The following is a 19,938-nucleotide window of genomic DNA, read 5'->3' as shown; positions in this document are numbered from 1 at the left end:
CACCCCCTAGGAGCAACGCGCCCTCCAGGGGCGCGGGGCCCACTGTCCGACACACGACCACGGCAACTCCCCAGGGGCGCGGGGCTGTGTCCGGCATGCGGCTCCGCCTCGTGGGCGCGACCAGCCACCCACGACCCGCACCCGGACGACCACGGAGGCCACCCCCATGCGCCCGTCCAGACGAACTCTGCTCACCGCGGCCACGGCAACGGCAGCGGCCGTCACAGCCGTACCCACGGCGACCACAGCCGACGCCCACGCCGGCCTCAGAACCGGTTTCGACCACCTGTCCGCCGACGGCTACGCCCTCCTCACCGCCCAGAAGGTCGGCATCGTCACCAACCCCACCGGCATCACCCCCGACGCCCGCCACATCGTCGACGTCATGCACGCCGACCCACGTGTGAACCTCACCGCCGTCTTCGGCCCGGAACACGGATTCCGCGGCACCGCCCAGGCCGGCGGTTCCGAGGGCCGCTACGACGACCCGGCGACCGGTCTGCCCGTCTACGACACGTACCTCAAGAGCGGACAGCCCCTCGCCGACGTCTTCACCGCCTCCGGCGTGGACACCGTCGTCTTCGACATCCAGGACGTCGGCGCCCGTTTCTACACGTACATCTGGACGCTGTACGACTGCATGGAGGCCGCACAGCTGGCGGGCAAGCGCCTCGTCGTCCTCGACCGCCCCAACCCGGTGACCGGCCGCACGGCCCAGGGCCCGGTCCTGCACCGGGAGTTCGCCAGTTTCGTCGGCCGGCAGCCGATCGCACAGGCGCACGGGATGACGGTCGCCGAGCTCGCGCGGCTGTTCAACGCGGAGTTCCTGGGCACCCCGGTCACCCTGGACGTCGTACCGATGACGGGCTGGCGGCGTTCGCGCTTCTACGACGCCTACGGCCTGCCGTGGGTGCCACCGAGCCCCAACATGCCCACCCCGGACACCGCCCTGGTCTACTCGGGGACGTGCCTCTTCGAGGGCACGAACCTGTCGGAGGGACGCGGGACCACCCGGCCCTTCGAACTGCTGGGCGCGGAGGGCATCGACGCGCGCTGGGCGGCCGCCGCCGACGGACTGGCGCTGCCGGGCGTGCGGTTCCGGGAGGCGTACTTCACGCCCGCCTTCTCCAAGTTCCAGGGCAGAACCGTCGGCGGGGTGCAGATCCATGTGCACGACCGGGCCGCCTACGACCCCGTGCGCACCGGAATCGGCCTCCTGGTCACCGCGAAGAAGGTGTGGAGCGGCTTCGCCTGGCGCCCGGACGACTGGATCGACAAGCTCACCGGATCCGCGCGCGTGCGCACGATGATCGACGCCGGCGCGGGCCCGGACGAGGTCGTGGGCGCCTGGCAGGACGAACTCGCCGCTTTCCGCCGGGTCCGAAAGGAATTTCTCCTCTACAACTGAGGCGCGTCGTATGGCCAGTCCCGCCCCGTGGCAGGACGATGCGCGCACATCGCACCGGTTCGGGGACGAGGAGCCCGGCATGGCGGATCCTGGGATGAGTGTGGCCCCCTACTGGGAGCTGACCTTCGACGCGGACGGGGACCCGGACGGGGCCGAACGCGACCGGCTGCTGGGCGAGATCGGCGGCCATGGCCTTCATGACCTGATCGTCTTCGCGCACGGCTGGAACAACGACCGTTCGGGGGCGACCGCCCTGTACCGGCGGTTCTTCGCGCCGGTCCCGAAGCTCGCGCCGCGGGCGCGGATCGGGTACGCCGGGGTGATCTGGCCGTCGATGCGGTTCTGCGACGAGCCGATCCCCGACTTCCCGAAGTCCGTGGTGGCCACGGAGGCGGAGGAGGCGGCGGCGCCCGTCCTCGACAAGGACACCCGGCGCGCGCTCCTGGAGACCTTTCCGGGGCGGGCCACCGTGGTCCACCAGATCGCGCGGATGCTGGACCAGCGGCCTGCGAACGAGCTGGCGGAGTTCGGGCGCCTGGTACGGCTGCTGGTCGAGGTCCTCCCCGGCGGCCCCCAGCCGCTGTTCGCGGCGGACACGCTCGCACAGGGCGTCCCGCGGAGCGAACCGGTGCTGTTCAGCGGAGACACGACGGCCCTGTGCGAGGAGTTCGCGACGGCGCTGGCCGGTCTCCAAGGGAGCGGCGAGGCGGCCGGGTTCACGGTGCCGAACCCCTGGGACGGTGCGAAGGAGCTGCTGCGGCAGGCGGCCTACTACGCGATGAAACGGCGCGCTGGGGCCGTCGGGGAACGCGGGCTCGGGCCGGTGATCGGCCGGCTGGCCGAGGCGGCACCGGAGGTGCGGGTGCATCTGGTGGGCCACAGCTTCGGTGGCCGGCTGGTGTCGTTCGCGCTCCGCGGGCTGCCGGACGGGGTACGCACGGTGAAGTCCGTCACCCTGCTGCAAGGAGCTTTCTCGCACTACGCGTTCGCCGCCCGGCTGCCGCAGGATCCGCGCGCCTGCGGGGTGCTCCAGGGGCGGCAGAACCGGATCGACGGCCCGCTGGTGTGCTGTTACTCCCACTTCGACGAGGCGCTCGGCACGCTGTATCCGCTGGCCTCGCGGATGGCGGACGACGCCGAGTCGGCGCTGGGCGAGGACGTGGGGCGGGTGCTGGGCGCCCAATGGGGTGCGATGGGCCACGACGGCGTCCAGGAGGTGCCGGACACCCGGTCGCTGGACCTGGCGGCGGCGCTGCGCGGCCCGCTCGCCGCGCCGGGCTGTGTGAACGTCGACGCGGCGGCGGTGGTGAAGCGGGGCGGCCCGCCGTGCGGGGCGCACAGCGACATCGTGCACCCGGAACTGGCACGGGTGGTACTGGCGGCGGGGCGCATCGGATGACCCCGCCGCCGTAAGACATCAGCTCACCGGTGTTCGGCTCACCGGTGTGACGTGAACTCCACGACCTGCTGGAAGGTCGGCCGGTTCTGCCAGCTGATGTTGTAGTGCTTGATGCCGCCCAGGGTGCGCTGGACGATCGAGTCCGCGCACCACTGGTCGCCCGCCGAGCACAGCGAGTCCCCGGGGTAGACGGTGGACGCGCTGGTGCCGGCCGCCGTCTTCAGGGTGCTGATGAGGATGTCCCGGCAGGCGCTGAGGCTGCCGCCGCCGCAGTACTGCTCGGCGAGCGGTCCCGAAACGGTCTGCCCGAGCACCGACCGGATGTCCTTGTCGACATAACTCCACCAGCCGTACTGGAAGGAGCTTCCGGCGTGCGAACCGGTCGGTCCGTGGGCGGCCGACGGGGTCTCGTCGATGTACAGGTTGTTGGTGAACGCGGTGTACAGGTTGTCACCGAGGCCGGGCTGGAACTCGGCCTTCACCAGCAGCGGCCACCAGGCGTCCAGGATCCGGATGGCGTCGGAGTTGGCGTACGCCTTCGAGCCCGCCGAGGTCTCCGTGCGCTTGCCGCCCGCGGTCAGCCAGGTCTGGAGCTTGGTGACCGCCGCGGCGGCCGTGGAGTCGGTGACGGTACTGCTGTTGACCACCTTCAGGAGGTCGGGCAGGACGTCCTCGGCACGCAGGTCCGTGAGCGACGCGTCTGCCATGGCCTTGACAAGCGAGGAGCGGGTGACACCACCGGCGGCGAGGAGTTTCTTGACCCGGTCGTCGAGCAGGTTGCCACGGTGCACCGAGCCGTCACCCCAGCTCGCGGTCGTGTAGTTCAGTGCCTGCTTGTTGTTCCAGGAGATGTAGTAGTCCTGGTCGATCGACTGGGGGTGCTGGGAGGCCGGGGTGTAGTCGGCCGTGTTGGTGGCCGGGTTCCAGTTCTGCCACTCGTAGGCGGCCTGCCCCCAGACCGGGAACTCGGAGTCGACGCCGCTCGCCCGCACCGGGTTGTTGCCGCTGTTGTAGTACGCGGTGTGCGAGGAGTCGGCGTAGAACCAGTTGAACGTGAAGTTGATGTGCTGCACCGCGCTCTGGAAGGTCTGCGGGCTCTTCACGTAGTCGGGATCGTTGAGCATCTGGAAGCCGATGATCGAGTCGGCCTCGTGCATGTAGGAGGATCTGAGGGTGGTGTAGGCGACCCTCTTCCCGCCGACCGTGGCCCGGTATTCGACCGGGCCGTACTTGGTCCTCCAGACCTTCATGGTGTACGACCCGGCGGCCGTGCCGTCGGCCGTGGTCGGCTTCCAGGAGTTGGTCTGCTGGACCTCGTCCATGGCCGTGCAGGTGCCGTGGAAGAGGTAGTGGTAGTCGTCCTGGCAGAGTTCGACCGCGTAGGAGTCGATGATGTCCTGCCCGGAGGTGGTCGCGGACCACGCGTAGTCCTGGCCGCGGCCCAGTTCGACGTACATGCTCAGGCCGGCGAAGGAGGCGCCGCGGGCGCTGATGCCCGGGCCCTGGATCTCCTGGAGCATGAGCAGCTGCGGGGCGAAGTAGCCGGTCTGCGGTCCGAAGACGGCGATCGGGTGGCCGCTCGCGGTGTACTTGCCGCTGACGACGAGGGCGTTGGACATGCCGCGTCTGGCCGAGCTGAGCGCGGTCTTGGTCGCCGCCGCGGCGGCGGCGTTGGCGCTCTGGTCGGCGCCGGTTCCGGTGGCGTCGTAGACCAGCGGTTCGGTCGTCACCGACCCGGCGTCCGGCAGCGCCTCGCCCTGCGGGTCGGCGGGCTTGGTGCCGTAGGGGTAGCTCTCGCCGTTGTGGACGGTGAGCACGGCCTCGGGGTCGTTGCGCTCGCGGAACGACTCCCAGACCTTGGTGCCCTCCGTCACGCCGTACTTCTCCTGGGCGGCGAGCAGCGATATGGCGTTGTTGACCTCGCCGCCGCCACCGGACCCGAACAGCGCGCCGATCACGGAGGCCAGCGCCACCAGGTCGGTGATCTTGAAGTGGTCGATCGTGCCGGCGTTGGTGATCGAGTCCTTGTGCCCGGTCAGGACGTACTCGCCGGGGAAGTAACGGCCGCTGTCGGAGGCGTCGATGTAGGAGTTGATGCCGTCGAGGTAGGCGTTGGCGTCCCCGAGGGCCTGCTGGCCGCGGGCGCCGTTGCTGGCGACGGCGTTGTCGATCTGCGCCTGGAGGTCGGCCTCGGAGTAGGGGGCGTTGCGGTAGAACTCCTGCTCCAGGCCCTGGTTGGAGGCGACCCCACCGGCGAAGGTGGTGAGCTGGCCGCGGCCGACGTGCCGGAACACGTCCATGAGCCACAGCCGGTCCTCAGCGGCGGCATACCCCGCGCCGAACTCCGTGCCGTACCTGGTGGTACCGGTGATATGGGGCACTCCGGTCGGCTTGTCGCGGACGATCGTGACGTCGCTGCGGCCGGCCGGCTTCTCCGTGGAGGCGACTTGACTGGAGGGGACCCCGAACGACGAGTCGTTGAAGAACGTGTTGATCTTCGCGTCGGTGAGGGTGGAGTACCCCGTCGCCAGGTTGCTGTAGGGGCCGAGCTGGTCCTCGGCATGGCTGGGCTGGGTGCCGAAGGCCTGGTTGAGCAGGATCTGGGCGAGCGTGGCGTTGCCGTTCTCGCCGGGCGGCAGGATGTCGGAACACTGGCCGCCGCAGTAGTCGTTCGAGGCCGCGGCCGCCGCCGGAGTCGCCTGGACCAGCGGGGAGAGCAGGCCGGCGACGAGGACGCATACGGATGCGGCTTTCAGGAACCCGGGGAGCTTGCGGGGAGTTCTCAGTTTGTCGAACAGAGCGTGGTATCTGGTGCGCCGGGGCATGGCGGCTCCTCACAACGGGGGTGGTGCCGGACGTTACCGCCGGTATCCCCGGGATTGAAGATGAACATGCGTCAAGTTTTGGAGTGGTCGCCCGCGTCGGCGCTGTCACCGGCCGTCGGTCAAGGCGGGCGGCCTTATGGACGGCATCGGAAATCGGATGGAGCCGATTCGAGTGTCGATACGTCTATACGGCAACGCCGCGCGAAGCCCGTGCGGGCGACGCCGAAGTGACCGAAGTACAGCAGCAGGTGTGACGGAGGTGCAGGGCGATGGCCGGTTTCCGGAGTCTGGCGAGACAGGTGCGGGACCCACGGTGCGATCTGGCGCTACGGCGTTACTCGCTGCGCAAGTGCCTGGAGCGGTTCGCTCCTTACGGGCACCGCGCGACCTGGGACCATCTCTGCTCGCGGGCCGGGTTCGGTCCCGAGGACCGCTCCCCCGATCCGGTGCGTCTCGTGGGCGCGCTGGAGGAGCTGGAGGAGGCACGGACGGTGTGGCTCGGCTATGAGAGCGAGTTCGCCGAGCGCCGCAAGAAGGAGAAGCACGACGGGCTGCGCCGCCCGGGCAGCGTGGACGACTGGCACCGGCTGACCTGGGGCGGATTCGGAGTGGCCTGGTGCGACGACCCACGGGTCCATCCCGACGGACCACTCGCCGAGGTGCTGCGACGGCTGATCGCCGCCCTGGAGCGCGCGCCGGGCACGGCCTGCCCGGTGTGCGAAGGGGAGCACCTCATCTGGAAGTACGACCTGGACCACGAGCCTTCCGCCGGTCCGGTCTGCGCGGACTGCGGGATCCTGGTGCCGCGTCCGGTACTGACCGCCGAGGCCCTGGCCTACGCCAGGCGCGGGCGGCTTCTCATGTCGGCCTGACCACACGGGGGTGCGCCGGGGACGCCGCACCCCCCAACTGCCGGTGACCTGGCCGGTGCTGCGGCCGGCGGGCCGGCCGGGCCTCGCGACCCGGATCGGGCTGGAGGACACCCTGCCGCTGCCGGACGGCTGACGGGCCCTGTCCAACGCGCGGTTGGTGACCGAGAGGCCGCTCCAGCACGGACGGTGGCCGGCGCGCCCTACTGCCCGCGCTCCACCCGTTCCGGCAGCAGCCGGGAACCCGCCCGCCGTTCGCCGAACGCGTCGTCCGGGTTGGACAGCACGCACGTGTCCAGCGACAGACAGCCGCAGCCGATGCAGTCGGTCAGATGATCACGCAGGCGGTTGAGCTGCTTGATGCGCTCGTCGAGTTCCGCGCGCCAGGCCGCCGAGAGGCGGGCCCAGTCCTCGCGGGTCGGCGTGCGCTCCTCGGGGAGTTGGGAGAGGGCCTCGCGGATCGTGGCGAGCGGGATGCCGACCCGCTGCGCCGCCCGGACGAAGGCGACCCGCCGCAGTGTGTCGCGGGTGTAGCGGCGCTGGTTGCCGGGGGTCCGCCGACTGCTGATGAGGCCCTTGGACTCGTAGAAGTGCAGCGCGGAGACGGCGGCGCCGCTGCGCGCGGCCAACTGGCCCACGGTCAGCTCATGGATCTTCTCGGGAATCTGCGGCACCCGTCAGAGACTACCCAGGGGGTGCGGGTCGCGGTCCGTTGACAGGGGGCCCGTACCCGACCATGCTAAGCAGTTGCTTAGACATGGCAACGCGTGATCCCGTGAGTGCGAGAGGGCCGGCAACATGGCAGAACCGAGGATCTTCACCTCCCCCGACGAGCTGAAGGCGGCCGTGGGCGAGCAGTTGGGCCACACCGACTGGCTGGAGGTCGACCAGAAGCGGATCGACCTGTTCGCGGAGGCGACCGGCGACCATCAGTGGATCCACGTCGATCCGGAGAAGGCCGCCGCCGGCCCGTTCGGCACGACCATCGCGCACGGCTATCTCACCCTGTCGCTCCTCCCGCTCTTCGGTCCCCAGCTGATCAAGGTCGAGGGCGTGAAGATGGGGGTCAACTACGGCACCAACAAGGTCCGTTTCCCCTCGCCCGTCCCGGTCGGCTCGCGGCTGCGCGCCACCGCGACCATCACCGACGTGACGGACGTCACGGGAGGCGTCCAGGTGACGGTCGCCTTCACCGTGGAGCGCGAGGGCGGCGACAAGCCGGTCTGCGTCGCGGAGTCGGTCTCCCGCTACTACCTCTGAGCGGCCCCGCGGCTACTTGGCACCCACCATCCGCAGCACGAGGTCGGCGTAGAGCGCGCCGACCTCCTCGGGGGTCCGGGGGCCGTTGACGTTGAACCAGCGGGCGACGTCGATGCAGAGCGACAGCACCGCGAGGGTGGTGCCGTGCACGTCGATGACGTCGAACTCGCCGGCGGCGACGCCCTCCTGGATGATTCCGCGCACCTCGGCGTCGACCTGGCGGCGCAGGTCGAGGATCTCGGCGCGGGCGTCGGGGCCGAGTGCCTCGAGTTCGTACTGCACGACCCGGGCGGTGGTACGCCGCCCGGCGTGCCAGCGGACGAAGGAGCTGACCGCGTCGGCGAGCCGCTCGGTGGCGGTGCCCTCGCGCCGGGCGGCCGTCCGGAGAATGTCCAGGGCCTTGTCGTGACCGATGCGGCTGATCCGGTGGAGCAGCTCTTCCTTGGTCTTGTAGTGGATGTAGAGCGCGGCGGGGCTCATGCCGGCCCGGCCCGCGATGTCGCGGGTGGTGGTGGCGTGGTAGCCGCGTTCGGCGAAGGCCTCCACGGCGGCGACCAGCAGGCGCCGGGCCGCGTCAGGGGTGACCTCTTCCCACGGCTCGACCTCGCCGCCGGCCGTCTCCTCCGCCGTACTCATCGCTCGTTCGCCCCTCTCGATACCGGAGCTCCACCATACCGCCGAAGCTGAGCGAGCGCTTAGTGTGCCCGCTCAGAGCTTTCCCGGCGGCGGGGCCTCAGAGCTTCTCGAAGGGGTCGTGCTCGGCGAGCAGCTTCTCCAGCCTGGCCTGGTCGACGCGGCTGACGAGCTGCCCGGCCTCCTGGCGGTCACGGATCACCTTGGCGAGCGTGAAGGCGGAGGTGACGAGGTAGAGCACGGCGATGCCGAGGAAGCCGCGTACCCAGGCGTCGGCGTGCAGCCGGAGGATGCCGATGACGGTGGCCGTCATGGCGAGGGCGAAGGAGGCGACGGCCTGGCCGTAGAAGGCCGCCGTGTTCTGGTGTCTGACCGGTGCGTCACTCATGGTCCGAGCATCGGCGCACGTGGCCCGCGCCACATCCGTCGGGATACTCAGGGACGTACTCAGAACGCCGAGACACCCGTGAGCGCCCGCCCGATGAGCAGCTTCTGGATCTGGCTGGTGCCCTCGTAGAGGGTCATCACGCGGGCGTCACGCAGGAGTTTGCCGGCCGGGTACTCGTCGATGTAGCCGTAGCCGCCGAAGACCTGGAGGGCGTTGTTGGCGGCGCGCACCGCGGCCTCGGAGGCGAAGAGCTTGGCCTTGGAGGACTCGGTGGCGAACGGCAGCCCCCGGTCGATCAGATCGGCGACCCGCCAGGTCAGCAGCCGGGCCGCGTCCACGTCGACGGCGATGTCGCTGATCAGCTCCTGGACCAGCTGGTGTCCGGCGATCGGCGTGCCGAACTGCTCGCGCTCACCGGCGTACTTGACGGCCGCGTCCAGTGCGGCCTGCGCTATCCCCACACAGCCCGCGGCGACCGACATCCGCCCCTTGGCCAGCGCCGACATGGCGACCGAGAAGCCCTTGCCCTCCGGGCCGAGCATCGCCGAGGCGGGAACCCGGACGTTCTCCAGGACGAGCTCCGCGGTGGCCTGGCCGCGCAGGCCCAGCTTGCCGTGGAGGGGACGGCGGGTGAGGCCGGGGGTGCCGGCCGGCACGAGGAAGGCGGAGACGCCCTTGTGGCCGGGGGCGTCGGTGGAGCGGGCGAAGAGGAGGACGACGTCGGCCCAGGTGCCGTTGGTGATGAACATCTTGGTGCCGTTGACGACGTAGTCGTCGCCGTCGCGTACGGCCCGGGTGGTGAGGTTGCCCGCGTCGGAGCCGGTGCCCGGTTCGGTGAGACCGAAGCAGCCGACGTACGCGCCGGAGGTGAGCCCGGGCAGCCAGCGCCGTTTCTGCTCCTCGGTCCCCCAGGCGGCCACCGTCTTGGCGACGAGGCCGAGGGAGACCGACACGATGCCGCGCACCGAGGAGTCCCCGCGGCCCAGTTCCTCCGTCACCAGGCAGTACGCGAGGTGGTCGCCGCCGGATCCGCCGTACTCCTCGTCGATGGTCAGCCCCAGGAAACCGACCTCGCCGAGCTTCTTCACGATGCCCCGGTCGACCTCCTCGGCACGGTCCCAGGCGGTCGCGTTCGGGGCGATCTCGCGGTCGACGAAGTCCCGGGCGAGCCGGCGTACGGCGGTCTGCTCCTCGCTGAGCCCCAGGTTCACCATGCGATCACCCTTTAATTAGCACTGCTAGTTTATTCTCCCGGGCCTACTATGTGCGCCATGGCCCGACCGCGCAAGCCCCTCCTCAGCACCGACCGGATCGTCCGGGCGGCCCGGGAACTCGTGGACGCGGAGGGCCTCGCGGCCGTCTCCACGCGGCGGCTCGCGGCCGAGCTGGGGGTGAGCGGGCCCTCGCTCTACAACCACTTCCGCACCAAGGACGAGATCCTGGAGGCGGTCGCGGACTCGGTCAGCGCGCAGGTCGACCTGTCGATGTTCGAGAACCTCGGGCAGGACGGCGGCCGGGACTGGCGAACCGCGCTGCACGACTGGGCGGTGTCGTACCGCACCGCACTGCGCGACCACCCGAACATCGTCCCGGTCCTCGCCCGGGGCCCCGGCCGCCGGCCGGCCGGCCTCCGGCTCGCCGACGCGGTCTACGGCGCGATGGTGGGCGCGGGGTGGCCGCCGGCGCAGGCGACGTCCATCGGGGCGCTGATGCGGTACTTCATCATGGGGTCGGCGCTGGGGTCGTTCGCCGGGGGCTTCGTGGACGACGTGAGCGCGTACGACCCGGCCGACTATCCGCATCTCGGGCAGGCGCATCTCCTCTCGGAACGCCAGGAGAAGATCGACGCGCGGGCGTTCGAGACGGGGTTGCGGGCGTTGCTGGACGGGTTGAACGAACAGTTCGCGCGGGTGCGGGAGACGACGGCGTAGTCGTGGCGGGAGTACGTGGTCGGCTGCGGGCCGGTGGGGGCTGGCCGCGCCCACGCGGCGGAGCCGCACATCGATACAGCCCCGCGCCCCTGACGGGGCGCTGCCCAGCCGTGTCTCACAAACCGCGGGCAGTCGTTGCGGGAGTACGTGGTCGACTGCGGGCCGGTGGGGGCTGGCCGCGCCCACGCGGCGGAGCCGCACATCGATACAGCCCCGCGCCCCTGACGGGGCGCTGCCCAGCCGTGTCTCACAAACCGCGGGCAGTCGTTGCGGGAGTACGTGGTCGACTGCGGGCCGGTGGGGGCTGGCCGCGCCCACGCGGCGGAGCCGCACATCGATACAGCCCCGCGCCCCTTTGGGCGCGCTGCCCAGCCGTGTCTCACAAACCGCGGGCAGTCGTGCCGCTGGGGCGGCACGGGTGGGCGCGGGCGGCACCCTGCAAGCGCCGGTGAGCGTCCCCACCCCCCGGCTCCACCTCCGGCCCGCCGATCACCCGTCCGAAATCCGCCAGCGCCGAGCCGGTCCGGTCCCTACCCTCGGCGGTATGACGAACCAGGCCACCCCGGCTCGACCACGCCTTCTCCCGACCGTCGCCGCCGGCGTCACCGTCGTGCTCTGGGCCTCCGCCTTCGTGTCGATCCGCAGTGCCGGGGCGGCCTACTCGCCGGGCGCGCTCGCGTTCGGGCGGATGTCGGCCGGGGCGCTCGCGCTCGGGCTGATCTGTGCCGTACGTCGGATACCGCCGCCGCCCAGGTCCGCCTGGCGCGGGATCGGGATGTCCGGCGTGCTGTGGTTCGGCTTCTACATGGTCGCCCTCAACTGGGGCGAGCAGCAGGTGGACGCGGGGACGGCCGCCCTCGTGGTGAACGTCGGCCCCTTGCTGATCGCCCTGCTCGACGCCCGGCTGCTCGGTGATCCCATGCCGCCGCGGCTGCTCGCGGGGATGGCGGTGTCGTTCGCGGGTGCCGTGACCGTGGGGCTGTCGATGGCGGGCGAGGGCGGCTCCTCGGTGCTGGGTGTGGTGCTGTGCCTGCTCGCGGCGGTGGCCTACGCGGCCGGTGTCGTCTCCCAGAAGCCCGCGCTGGCCAGGGCGAGCGCGCTCCAGGCGACGACGTACGGGTGTCTCGTCGGCGCCGTCGCGTGTCTGCCGTTCGCCGGGCAGTTGGTGCGCCAGGCCGCCGACGCACCCCTGTCCGCCACCCTGAACATGGTGTACCTGGGCGTCTTCCCGACCGCGCTCGCCTTCACGACCTGGGCGTACGCCCTGGCCAGGACCACCGCCAGCCGGATGGGCGCGACGACGTACGCCGTGCCGGCGCTGGTGGTGCTGATGTCGTGGCTGGCTCTCGGCGAGGTGCCCGGGCCGGTCACCCTGGCGGGCGGCGTGCTGTGCCTGGCCGGTGTGGCGGTGTCCCGGTCCCAGGCGCGGACGCGCACTCCCCGGGCCGTGACCGGGGCCGGGGAGGCCCGCTCCGAACAGGTGCGGTGACGGCCGGTCAGAAGACGACCAGCGCCCGGCCGCCCTTGCCCGCGGTCATGTTCTCGAAGGCCGCCGGGATGCCCTCCAGGGCGATGCGTTCGGTCACCATCGCCCCGAGGTCCAGGCGGCCGGCCCGGACGTGCCCGGCGAGCACCGGCAGGTCGCGGGCCGGGTCCGAGTTGCCGTAGACGCAGCCGGAGAGGGTGCGGCCCCAGTGGAAGAGTTCCAGGGCGTTGAAGGTGACCTGTTCGGTCTTGGCGCCGATGCCGACCACCGTCGTACGGCCGCCCCGCCGGGTGGACTCCCAGGCCGCCCGGATGCTGACCGCGCGGCCCACGCACTCCACGGCGACGTCGACGCCCTGTCGGCCGGTGCGGGCGCGGATCTCGCGGGGCGTGGTGTCGGAGGCGAGGACGAAGTCGGTGGCGCCGGCCGCGCGGGCCAGCCCCTCCTTGGCCGCGGAGACGTCCACGGCGATGATCGTGGACGCGCCCGCGATCCGGGCCGCCTGGACGGTGGCCAGGCCCACCCCGCCGGCGCCGAACACCGCCACCGTCTCGCCCGCCCGGACCCGCGCCGAGTGGTGGACGGCGCCGTACCCGGTGAGGACCGCGCAGCCGAGGAGGGCCGCGTCGGTGAGCGGGATGCCGGCGGGGAGCGGGAGGACGCAGGACTCGGCGACCACGGTCTCCTCGGCGAAGGCCGCCACGTTCAGGCCGGGGTGCAGGTCGGTGCCGTCCGCCGTGCGGGCGTGGACGTCGGCGGAGCCGTTCAGCGCGTTGGCGCACAGCCAGACCTCGCCGAGCGCGCAGGCGGGGCAGCTTCCGCAGGAGGGCGCCCAGTTGAGGACGACCGGGTCGCCCGGCGAGAGCCGGGTGACCCCCTCCCCCACGGCCACCACGGTGCCCGCGCCCTCGTGGCCGAGGACCGCCGGGACCGGCACCCGCATGGTGCCGTCGCAGAGGGAGAGGTCGGAGTGGCAGACGCCGGCGGCGGCGAGCCGGACCCGGACCTGGCCGGGGCCGGGGTCCGGGAGTTCGATCGCGGTGACCGACAGCGGGGCGCCCACGGCGGGCAGTACGGCGGCTCGGACCGTGAAAGTCATCGCAGCGGCCTCCTCAGAACTGCAGGGACTTGGTCTGGAGGTACTCGGCGAGCCCGTGCGCGCCCAGCTCCCGCCCGACGCCCGACTGCTTGTAACCGCCGAACGGGGCAAGGGGGTTGAAGCGTCCGCCGTTGATGTCGACCTGCCCGGTGTCCATGCGCCGGGCGAAGGCGACCGCCTCCGCCTCGTCCCCGGCCCAGACGGCCCCCGCGAGCCCGTAGACCGTGCCGTTGGCGATGCGCAGGGCGTCCTCCTCGTCCTCGTAGCGCAGGATCGACAGAACCGGGCCGAAGATCTCCTCCTGCGCGATCGTCATCTCGGGGGTGACGTCGGCGAAGACGGTCGGGCTGACGAAGTACCCCCGCTCACGCGGGCATTCGGGGCCGCCCGCGACCAGCCGGGCCCCCTCCGCGACGCCCTTCTCGATGTAACCGCGCACCCGCTCCTGCTGTCTGGCGCTGACGACCGGCCCGATCCGCTCGCCGTACTTGGCGGCGGCCGTCGCCGCCAGCTCCACCGCCTCCTCGTACCGGTCGGTGTGGACCAGCATCCGGGTCCAGGCGCTGCACGTCTGGCCGGAGTTGGACATCACGTTGGCCACGCCGACGTTGACGGCCCTGGCGAGGTCGGCGCTCGGGAGGATGACGTTGGCGGACTTGCCGCCCAGTTCGAGGGCGACCTTCTTCACGGCGGCCCCGGCCACCGCGCCGATCTGCCTGCCGACGGCCGTGGAGCCGGTGAAGGAGACCAGGTCGACGCCCGGGTGCTCGGCGAGGGCCTGCCCCGCGACCGGGCCGAGGCCGGTGACCAGGTTGAACACACCTGCCGGGAAGCCCGCCTCGTGCACCGCCTCCGCGAACAGCTGGGCGGTGAGCGGGGTGTCCTCGGCGGGCTTGAGCACGACCGTGCAGCCGGCGGCGAGCGCCGGGGCGGCCTTGGCGACGATCTGGTGCAGCGGGTAGTTCCAGGGCGTGATCGCGCCGACCACGCCCGCCGGCTCCTGGTAGACGGTGGAGTTGCCGACCTGCTCCTCGAAGGGGTGGGTGGCCGCCAGTTCGGCGTAGGAGCCCGCGACCGCGATCGGCACGCCGGCGTGGACCGCCTGGGAGAGCTGGAGCGGTGCGCCCAGTTCGGCGGTGACCGTCTCGGCGATCTCGTCCTTCCGGGCCGCGAGCACGTCACGCAGGGCGGCCAGCCGGGCGGCCCGCTCGGCGGGCGGCGTCGCGGCCCACGCCGGGAGGGCGGCACGAGCGGCGCGCACGGCGGTGTCGACGTCCAGCGCGCCGCCCGCCGGTACCCGCCCGACGACCTGCTCGTCGACCGGGTTCACCACCTCGATCACGTCCCTGCTCTCGGCGGCGCGCCAGTCGCCGTCGATGTACAGGCCGTCATGTGCCTTCATGCTGGTTCCTCCCGGCAGGCTGCGTCGTCCGCTCACAAACTAGCGGCGATAGTTTTAGTGCGCCAGACGTGCCCCGGGGCCATCAGAAGTCGGCCCGGGCGCGTTCGTCGACCCTGCCCACGCTCTCCTGCGCGAAGGCCTTCTCGTAGGCCCGCCGGATCTCCTCGATCTTCCGGTCACTGCCCCGCGCCCCCGACTCCGGATACAGCAGGATCAGCACGTACGACCGCTCCTTCTCGATCGTCCCGTGCGCGTCCCGCCACTGCCCGCGCCCGTCCTGCACGGTGAGCCCGCCGGGGAACTCCGGGGTGACCTCCTTGTCGACGAACGCCGCGAACTGCCGGTCGGTGACGGCGGGCCCGCCGTCCGGTCGGGCGGTGCCGAAGAGCAGCCGGGTCTCGACGTACGGCTCGCCTCGCGCCGACGTGGCCGGGGAACGGCCGCCGGCCGGCGCGGTGTACGCGGCCGGAGTACCGGCGAGCAGGATCCCGGCCACGGCGAGCGCGGAACGGTTGCGGAGGGAATGTACAGGCATGCCCCATTCCTAGAGGGATCGCCCGTCCCAAGTCCCGGCTTCCCACCGGAGTTCACTCGTCCAGGCCGGCCGGCACGGCTGGACTGCGGCGCCCCGTCAGGGGCGCGGGGCCGCAGCGGATCTGCGTCTCCGCCGCACCCCGCGCCCACGTCCCCCGCTCACCGCGTCGCGGCCAGGTGGGCGAAGACCACCACGTTGCTGGTGTAGCCGGTCCTCCGGCTGAAGAGACCACCGCAGGTGATCACCCGGAGTTCGGGACGCCGGGTCGGGCCGTACACCTCCTTGTCGGGGAAGTCAGCCTTGTCGTAGACCTTCACCCGGTCCACGGTGTACACGGCGGTACGGCCGTCCGCGCGCCTGGCCTCGATCCGTTTGCCCGGGGTCACCTGGGCGAGTGCCGCGAAGACGGCGGGCCCCGTCGTGGTGTCACGGTGGCCGACGGCGACCGCGAGGCCGGACTCGCCCGGCGTGGCGCCGCCCTGGAACCAGCCGACCAGATTCGGCTTGTCGACCGGCGGTGTCTCCAACCGCCGGTCCCGGTCGAGCCGGATGCCGACCACCGGCGCGTCGACACCCAGGAACGGGATGCGCAGCGACGTCGGCCGGGACCTGGGCAGCGGCCGGGGCGGAGGCCCGGGCCTGGCCCCCGCGCCCGGGCCGGCCGCCAAGGCGTCCGGCCCGGCCGGTACGGTCGGCCCGCCGTCCCCCCACCACCGGACCACGGCCACCAGGACGATCGCCAGCAGGGCCGTCCTCGCGAGACGGTAGGCACGGGTCCGGTACCAGGGCCTGCGTCTGCGCCTACGCGGCGCCATGGGGGCGACGGCGGATCAGCCGGACGTACATCACGCCGCCGGCCGCGACGAGACTCACGGCCGCGGCCGCGGCCAGCGGCGAGAACGCGGCCGTGAGGCCGGCGAGACCACCGCCACCCGCGTGCACCCCGCCCCGCGGGCCGCCGTGGTCGGTGCCCTGCACCCAGGCGTCGTTGCGCTGGTTGTCCTCGATACGGCCGTTCAGACCGGCCCCGTCGCCCGGAGCGACCCCGTTCTGCCCGTTCAAACCGGCCCCGCCGCCCGGACCGACCCCGCTCTGCCCGTTCGGATCGTTGAAGCCGTTGGCACCGTTCTGGCCCTGCGCGCCGGCCTGCCTGCTGTCATGGCAGTCGACCCGGAAGATCTTCGACTTGGTCCGGCCGTTCAGGGCCCACGTGAGGCTGTACTGCCCGTCCGCCAGCCCCAGCGGGTCGGTGTGGCCGGCCCCTCCGGCGAGCTGGATGGCGCCGCCGGAACTGGCGGCGGTGGGCAGCGGGGGCTGCGGCGTGATGGTGTAGGTGATCGTGCTGAGGTCGTCGAAGTTGACGGCGTCGAGGTAGAAGCTGCAGACGACCGGGTCGTCCTTCGACACACCGAAGGGCACGCCCACACGGTGGACCCTGATGTCACCGTTCTCCCCCTGCGCCGCCGCGTTCGGCGCCGCCACCCACGACGCGCCCGCCGCGGCGAGGGCGGTGAGGACGACGGTGGCGCCCGCGCGGGAACCGGTGGTGCGCGGATGTGTGAGCGTGGGCATGCAAGCTCCTCCGAGTTAGATGATTTTCATACAAATCAGCCTTTCGCCTGGACTGTCACTCACGCGCTCCGAGGACCGGGGCAGCCACGTGCGACGCGCCGTCAGATATCCCTCGTGCGGCGCAGCGCCGGGTCCCCGCGCGGCGTCCGCGGCCGTGCCGGTCAGGACGTGGACGGCGGGCACCGGCGGGCTGGACATGCGGCGCGGCGGCCGGCGACCGGGACGCGGGCGGCCTCCACCGCGCGGACGCGGCGCGCCTGACCGGGCTCGGCGAGCACCGGCGGGGCTCCGGTCGGGACGTTCGCGACGACCGTCAGTCCAGAACCCGGGCCAGGTAGGCCCGCAGGAGTTCCCGCATCTCGGTGATGATCTTCTCGTCACCCTCCGGGTCCATCCGGAAGGACAGGTGGACCAAGGTGTCGGCCGTCTCCACGGCGACGAGGAACGTGCGACGCAGGGCCTCGTCGGAAGCGCGGCCGATATAGCCGGAGAGCAGGTCCGTCAGGCGGTCGGCGACTCTGCGGTTGGGTTCGGAGTGGCGGGCGCCGACCGGGATCTGGTTGCCGAAGTCGACGAGGGAGAAGCCGGGGGCGGTGCGCTTCATGGCCAGGTACTCGTCGAGCACCGCGTCCATCGCGGCCCGCCAGTCCCCCTTCGGCGCGTCCTTCAGCCGCTCGGTGACCCGCTCGGAGAACCGCTCGAGGTTGCGCTGGGCGAGGGCGTCGGCCATCTGGCGCTTGTTGCCGAAGAAGCGGTAGACCGAGCCGATGGGCACCCCGGCGCGCACCGCGACGGCCCGGGTGCTCAACTCGTCGTAGCCCACCTCGTCGAGGAGGTCGGCACAGGCGTCGAGGATCCTGGTCAGCCGTTCGGCGCTGCGGCGCTGCACGGGCGCTTTGCGAAGCGATGTCGCTGGGGGCACGGACTTCATGATGCCTTTCCGCCGGGATCACGGGAACCACGCCCCCGAGTACGCAGACGGATGGCCCATGCACTCATCCGGCGTCCTGGCTGCTCGCGCCGGTGCCGGCGGCCGGAGGAGTGCCGGGTGCGGCCGGCGATGCCGACGGTGTGGCCGTCTCCGCGCCCGACGCGGTGACGTCCGCGGTGCTCTCCACCGGCTTGCCCTGCACGGCCCAGACCGTGCCGTCGTCCGCGTAGAGCCGGGCGGTGATGTGATGGGTGCCGTGCGGGACCAGGCCGGCGGGCAGGTGGTACGCGGCCGTGCGCAGCCGCGTCACCAGGCCGCCGTCCACGAAGAGGTAGGCCAGGCCCCGGCCGAGGACCGCCTTCGCCGCGCCGCCCGCCTGCGAGAACCGGAAGCGGTGCACGTCGAGCCGGACGTCCCAGCCGCCGGCGGCGTCGGGGGTGACCACCGTGTCCACCTCGGGCGCCCGCTTCTTGTCCAGCTCGCGGTAGTGGCGCCCGCCCGTGTCCGTCTTGTCGAGGACCTTGCCCACCGGCGAGGACGACGCCGTTCCCCGCCGCCCGTGCGCGTCCCCGGTCCCGCATCCCGCCGCCGCGACCAGCAGCAGCACGCAGACCGCGAGCGCACCCGGCAGTCCACGCGTCCACGACATGCCCGGGAGCGTAGAACAGCGCGCCCGAGACCGGATCCCCCTCAAGTCGGGTTCTCACCGTCCCCCCGCGGGATGATCCGGGCCCTCTTGCACCCGGCCCCGCGCAATCCTACGGTGTTGCATAGGAATCGATGGCGTGCAGGCAGGTTCAGGGAGCGATCATGAGCGATGGGGGCACCTCCCGCGCGAGCGTGTACGAGCGCGAGCGAGAGCGCGGGGAAGCACGGAAGACCGCCGAGGGGCTGTCGTACCTCTCCGGGTTCGGCAACGAGCACTCCTCCCAGGCGGTGCCGGGCGCCCTGCCCGAAGGCCGCAACTCCCCGCAGCGCGCCCCGCTCGGCCTGTACGCGGAGCAGCTCAGCGGCACCGCCTTCACCGAGCCGCGGGCCCACAACCGCCGCTCCTGGCTGTACCGGATCCGCCCCTCGGCCGCCCACCCGGCGTTCACCCGCGCCGCCGGCAACGGGGCGCTGCGCACCGCCCCCTTCACGGACCTCGCCCCGGACCCGAACCGACTGCGCTGGAACCCGGCGCCGGAGCCGCCGCCCGGCACGGACTTCCTGGCCGGCCTGTGGACCCTGGGCGGCAACGGCGACGCCACCCAGCGCACCGGCATGGCCGTGCACCTCTACCATGCCAACGCCTCCATGACGCGGGTCTTCTCCGACGCGGACGGCGAGCTGCTCGTCGTCCCGGAGCACGGCGGACTGCTGCTGCACACGGAGTTCGGTCTGCTGCATGTGGAACCGGGACAGGTGGCACTGATCCCTCGTGGGGTCCGCTTCCGTGTGGAGCTGCTGGAGGACACGGCCCGGGGTTATGTGTGCGAGAACTACGGCTCGCCCTTCCGCCTCCCCGAGCTCGGCCCGATCGGCGCCAACGGCCTCGCCAACGCCCGGGATTTCCTGGCCCCCGTCGCGGCCTACGAGGACGTGGCGGGTCCGGTGGAGGTGGTCAACAAGTTCTGCGGCAACCTGTGGACCGCCACATATGACCACTCCCCACTGGACGTGGTCGCCTGGCACGGCACACATGTGCCGTACATCTACGATCTCCGCCGCTTCAATGTGATCGGCACCATCTCGTACGACCACCCCGACCCGTCGATCTTCACGGTGCTGACGGCACCCTCCGACACCCCCGGCCTCGCCGGCGTCGACTTCGTGGTCTTCGCGCCCCGCTGGCTGGTGGGCGAGAACACCTTCCGGCCGCCGTACTTCCACCGCAACGTGATGAGCGAGTACATGGGTCTGATCGAGGGCGCGTACGACGCGAAGACCGCCGGAAAGGGGGGCTTCGTGCCGGGCGGCGGGTCCCTGCACAACATGATGTCCGCGCACGGCCCGGACCGGGAGACGTTCGACCGGGCGAGCGCGGCCGAGCTGGGGCCGCAGAAGGTGGACGACGGTCTGGCATTCATGTTCGAGACCCGCTGGCCGGTCACCCTCACCCCGCAGGCGGCGGCCGCCGAACATCTCCAGCCGCGCTACGACGACGTGTGGCAGGGCCTGGAACGGCACTTCCGCCCCTTGCCCTGAAGATCTACCACCG

The 19,938-nt window shown here is 71.9% G+C and carries 19 protein-coding genes and 1 pseudogene; 8 read left to right on the top strand and 12 right to left on the bottom strand.

Annotation, left to right across the window (positions count from 1 at the left end; translation table 11 throughout):
* The first annotated feature begins 166 nt into the window (after positions 1-166).
* Positions 167-1,408, top strand: a complete 1,242-nt coding sequence (locus tag LQ326_RS00480) for an exo-beta-N-acetylmuramidase NamZ family protein (protein WP_234531348.1) — start codon at positions 167-169, stop codon at positions 1,406-1,408.
* 79 nt (positions 1,409-1,487) lie between these two features.
* Positions 1,488-2,807: a serine-threonine protein kinase gene (locus tag LQ326_RS00475; protein ID WP_234531346.1), complete on the top strand. Its 1,320-nt coding sequence runs from the start codon at positions 1,488-1,490 to the stop codon at positions 2,805-2,807.
* A gap of 38 nt (positions 2,808-2,845) precedes the next feature.
* Here the strand turns inward: LQ326_RS00475 and LQ326_RS00470 are convergent, their stop codons facing one another.
* Positions 2,846-5,632: a penicillin acylase family protein gene (locus LQ326_RS00470; protein WP_234531344.1), complete on the bottom strand. Its 2,787-nt coding sequence runs from the start codon at positions 5,630-5,632 to the stop codon at positions 2,846-2,848.
* 269 nt (positions 5,633-5,901) lie between these two features.
* Here LQ326_RS00470 and LQ326_RS00465 point away from each other — a divergent pair, with 269 nt between their 5' ends.
* Positions 5,902-6,504: a hypothetical protein gene (locus LQ326_RS00465; RefSeq protein ID WP_234531342.1), complete on the top strand. Its 603-nt coding sequence runs from the start codon at positions 5,902-5,904 to the stop codon at positions 6,502-6,504.
* 49 nt (positions 6,505-6,553) lie between these two features.
* Positions 6,554-6,637, top strand: a pseudogene (locus tag LQ326_RS47695) (3-keto-5-aminohexanoate cleavage protein); the annotation flags it as partial.
* Between the two features lie 67 nt (positions 6,638-6,704).
* On the opposite strand, the gene soxR reads toward LQ326_RS47695, so the two are convergent.
* A complete protein-coding gene (soxR, locus tag LQ326_RS00460; RefSeq protein ID WP_234531340.1) occupies positions 6,705-7,175 on the bottom strand; it encodes a redox-sensitive transcriptional activator SoxR in 471 nt (156 codons plus the stop codon).
* A 124-nt stretch (positions 7,176-7,299) separates the two neighbouring features.
* Between soxR and LQ326_RS00455 the strand changes: the two genes are divergently transcribed.
* The gene (locus LQ326_RS00455) at positions 7,300-7,761 is read left to right on the top strand and encodes a MaoC family dehydratase (protein ID WP_234531336.1); all 462 of its coding nucleotides are present in this window, start codon (positions 7,300-7,302) and stop codon (positions 7,759-7,761) included.
* A 12-nt stretch (positions 7,762-7,773) separates the two neighbouring features.
* Here the strand turns inward: LQ326_RS00455 and LQ326_RS00450 are convergent, their stop codons facing one another.
* The 3 genes from LQ326_RS00450 to LQ326_RS00440 form a co-directional block, all read right to left on the bottom strand.
* Positions 7,774-8,397 (bottom strand): TetR/AcrR family transcriptional regulator, encoded by a 624-nt coding sequence (locus LQ326_RS00450; RefSeq protein WP_181805930.1) that lies wholly within the window; start codon positions 8,395-8,397, stop codon positions 7,774-7,776.
* A gap of 97 nt (positions 8,398-8,494) precedes the next feature.
* Positions 8,495-8,782: a YiaA/YiaB family inner membrane protein gene (locus LQ326_RS00445; protein WP_234531334.1), complete on the bottom strand. Its 288-nt coding sequence runs from the start codon at positions 8,780-8,782 to the stop codon at positions 8,495-8,497.
* A 59-nt stretch (positions 8,783-8,841) separates the two neighbouring features.
* Positions 8,842-9,993 (bottom strand): acyl-CoA dehydrogenase family protein, encoded by a 1,152-nt coding sequence (locus LQ326_RS00440; RefSeq protein WP_181805934.1) that lies wholly within the window; start codon positions 9,991-9,993, stop codon positions 8,842-8,844.
* A gap of 60 nt (positions 9,994-10,053) precedes the next feature.
* On the opposite strand from LQ326_RS00440, the gene LQ326_RS00435 reads away from it, so the two are divergent.
* Both LQ326_RS00435 and LQ326_RS00430 read left to right on the top strand, forming a co-directional pair.
* Positions 10,054-10,713, top strand: coding sequence for a TetR/AcrR family transcriptional regulator (locus tag LQ326_RS00435; RefSeq protein ID WP_234531332.1), 660 nt, complete (start codon positions 10,054-10,056; stop codon positions 10,711-10,713).
* Between the two features lie 544 nt (positions 10,714-11,257).
* Positions 11,258-12,202, top strand: coding sequence for a DMT family transporter (locus LQ326_RS00430; RefSeq protein WP_234531331.1), 945 nt, complete (start codon positions 11,258-11,260; stop codon positions 12,200-12,202).
* 7 nt (positions 12,203-12,209) lie between these two features.
* Here the strand turns inward: LQ326_RS00430 and LQ326_RS00425 are convergent, their stop codons facing one another.
* The 7 genes from LQ326_RS00425 to LQ326_RS00395 all read right to left on the bottom strand — a co-directional run bounded on the left by LQ326_RS00425 (position 12,210) and on the right by LQ326_RS00395 (position 18,387).
* Positions 12,210-13,298: a Zn-dependent alcohol dehydrogenase gene (locus LQ326_RS00425; protein WP_234531329.1), complete on the bottom strand. Its 1,089-nt coding sequence runs from the start codon at positions 13,296-13,298 to the stop codon at positions 12,210-12,212.
* A 13-nt stretch (positions 13,299-13,311) separates the two neighbouring features.
* Positions 13,312-14,700, bottom strand: a complete 1,389-nt coding sequence (locus tag LQ326_RS00420) for an aldehyde dehydrogenase family protein (protein WP_234531328.1) — start codon at positions 14,698-14,700, stop codon at positions 13,312-13,314.
* Between the two features lie 82 nt (positions 14,701-14,782).
* Positions 14,783-15,235, bottom strand: a complete 453-nt coding sequence (locus LQ326_RS00415) for a DUF3574 domain-containing protein (protein ID WP_234531327.1) — start codon at positions 15,233-15,235, stop codon at positions 14,783-14,785.
* A gap of 158 nt (positions 15,236-15,393) precedes the next feature.
* Positions 15,394-16,050, bottom strand: a complete 657-nt coding sequence (locus tag LQ326_RS00410; protein ID WP_234531326.1) for a class F sortase — start codon at positions 16,048-16,050, stop codon at positions 15,394-15,396.
* The gene (locus tag LQ326_RS00405) at positions 16,037-16,807 is read right to left on the bottom strand and encodes a hypothetical protein (RefSeq protein WP_234531325.1); all 771 of its coding nucleotides are present in this window, start codon (positions 16,805-16,807) and stop codon (positions 16,037-16,039) included. Before LQ326_RS00405 ends, LQ326_RS00410 begins: the two co-directional genes overlap by 14 nt.
* A gap of 313 nt (positions 16,808-17,120) precedes the next feature.
* A complete protein-coding gene (locus tag LQ326_RS00400) occupies positions 17,121-17,738 on the bottom strand; it encodes a TetR/AcrR family transcriptional regulator (RefSeq protein WP_181806197.1) in 618 nt (205 codons plus the stop codon).
* A gap of 64 nt (positions 17,739-17,802) precedes the next feature.
* Complete coding sequence (locus tag LQ326_RS00395; protein WP_234531324.1) at positions 17,803-18,387, bottom strand: hypothetical protein; 585 nt, start codon at positions 18,385-18,387, stop codon at positions 17,803-17,805.
* 161 nt (positions 18,388-18,548) lie between these two features.
* On the opposite strand from LQ326_RS00395, the gene hmgA reads away from it, so the two are divergent.
* Positions 18,549-19,925, top strand: a complete 1,377-nt coding sequence (hmgA, locus tag LQ326_RS00390) for a homogentisate 1,2-dioxygenase (RefSeq protein ID WP_234531323.1) — start codon at positions 18,549-18,551, stop codon at positions 19,923-19,925.
* Positions 19,926-19,938: the final 13 nt, after the last annotated feature.

Origin of the sequence: Streptomyces shenzhenensis (assembly GCF_021462265.1) — a bacterium.
GTDB classification, from domain to species: domain Bacteria; phylum Actinomycetota; class Actinomycetes; order Streptomycetales; family Streptomycetaceae; genus Streptomyces; species Streptomyces shenzhenensis.
This window is presented reverse-complemented; position numbering and strand designations above follow the sequence as displayed.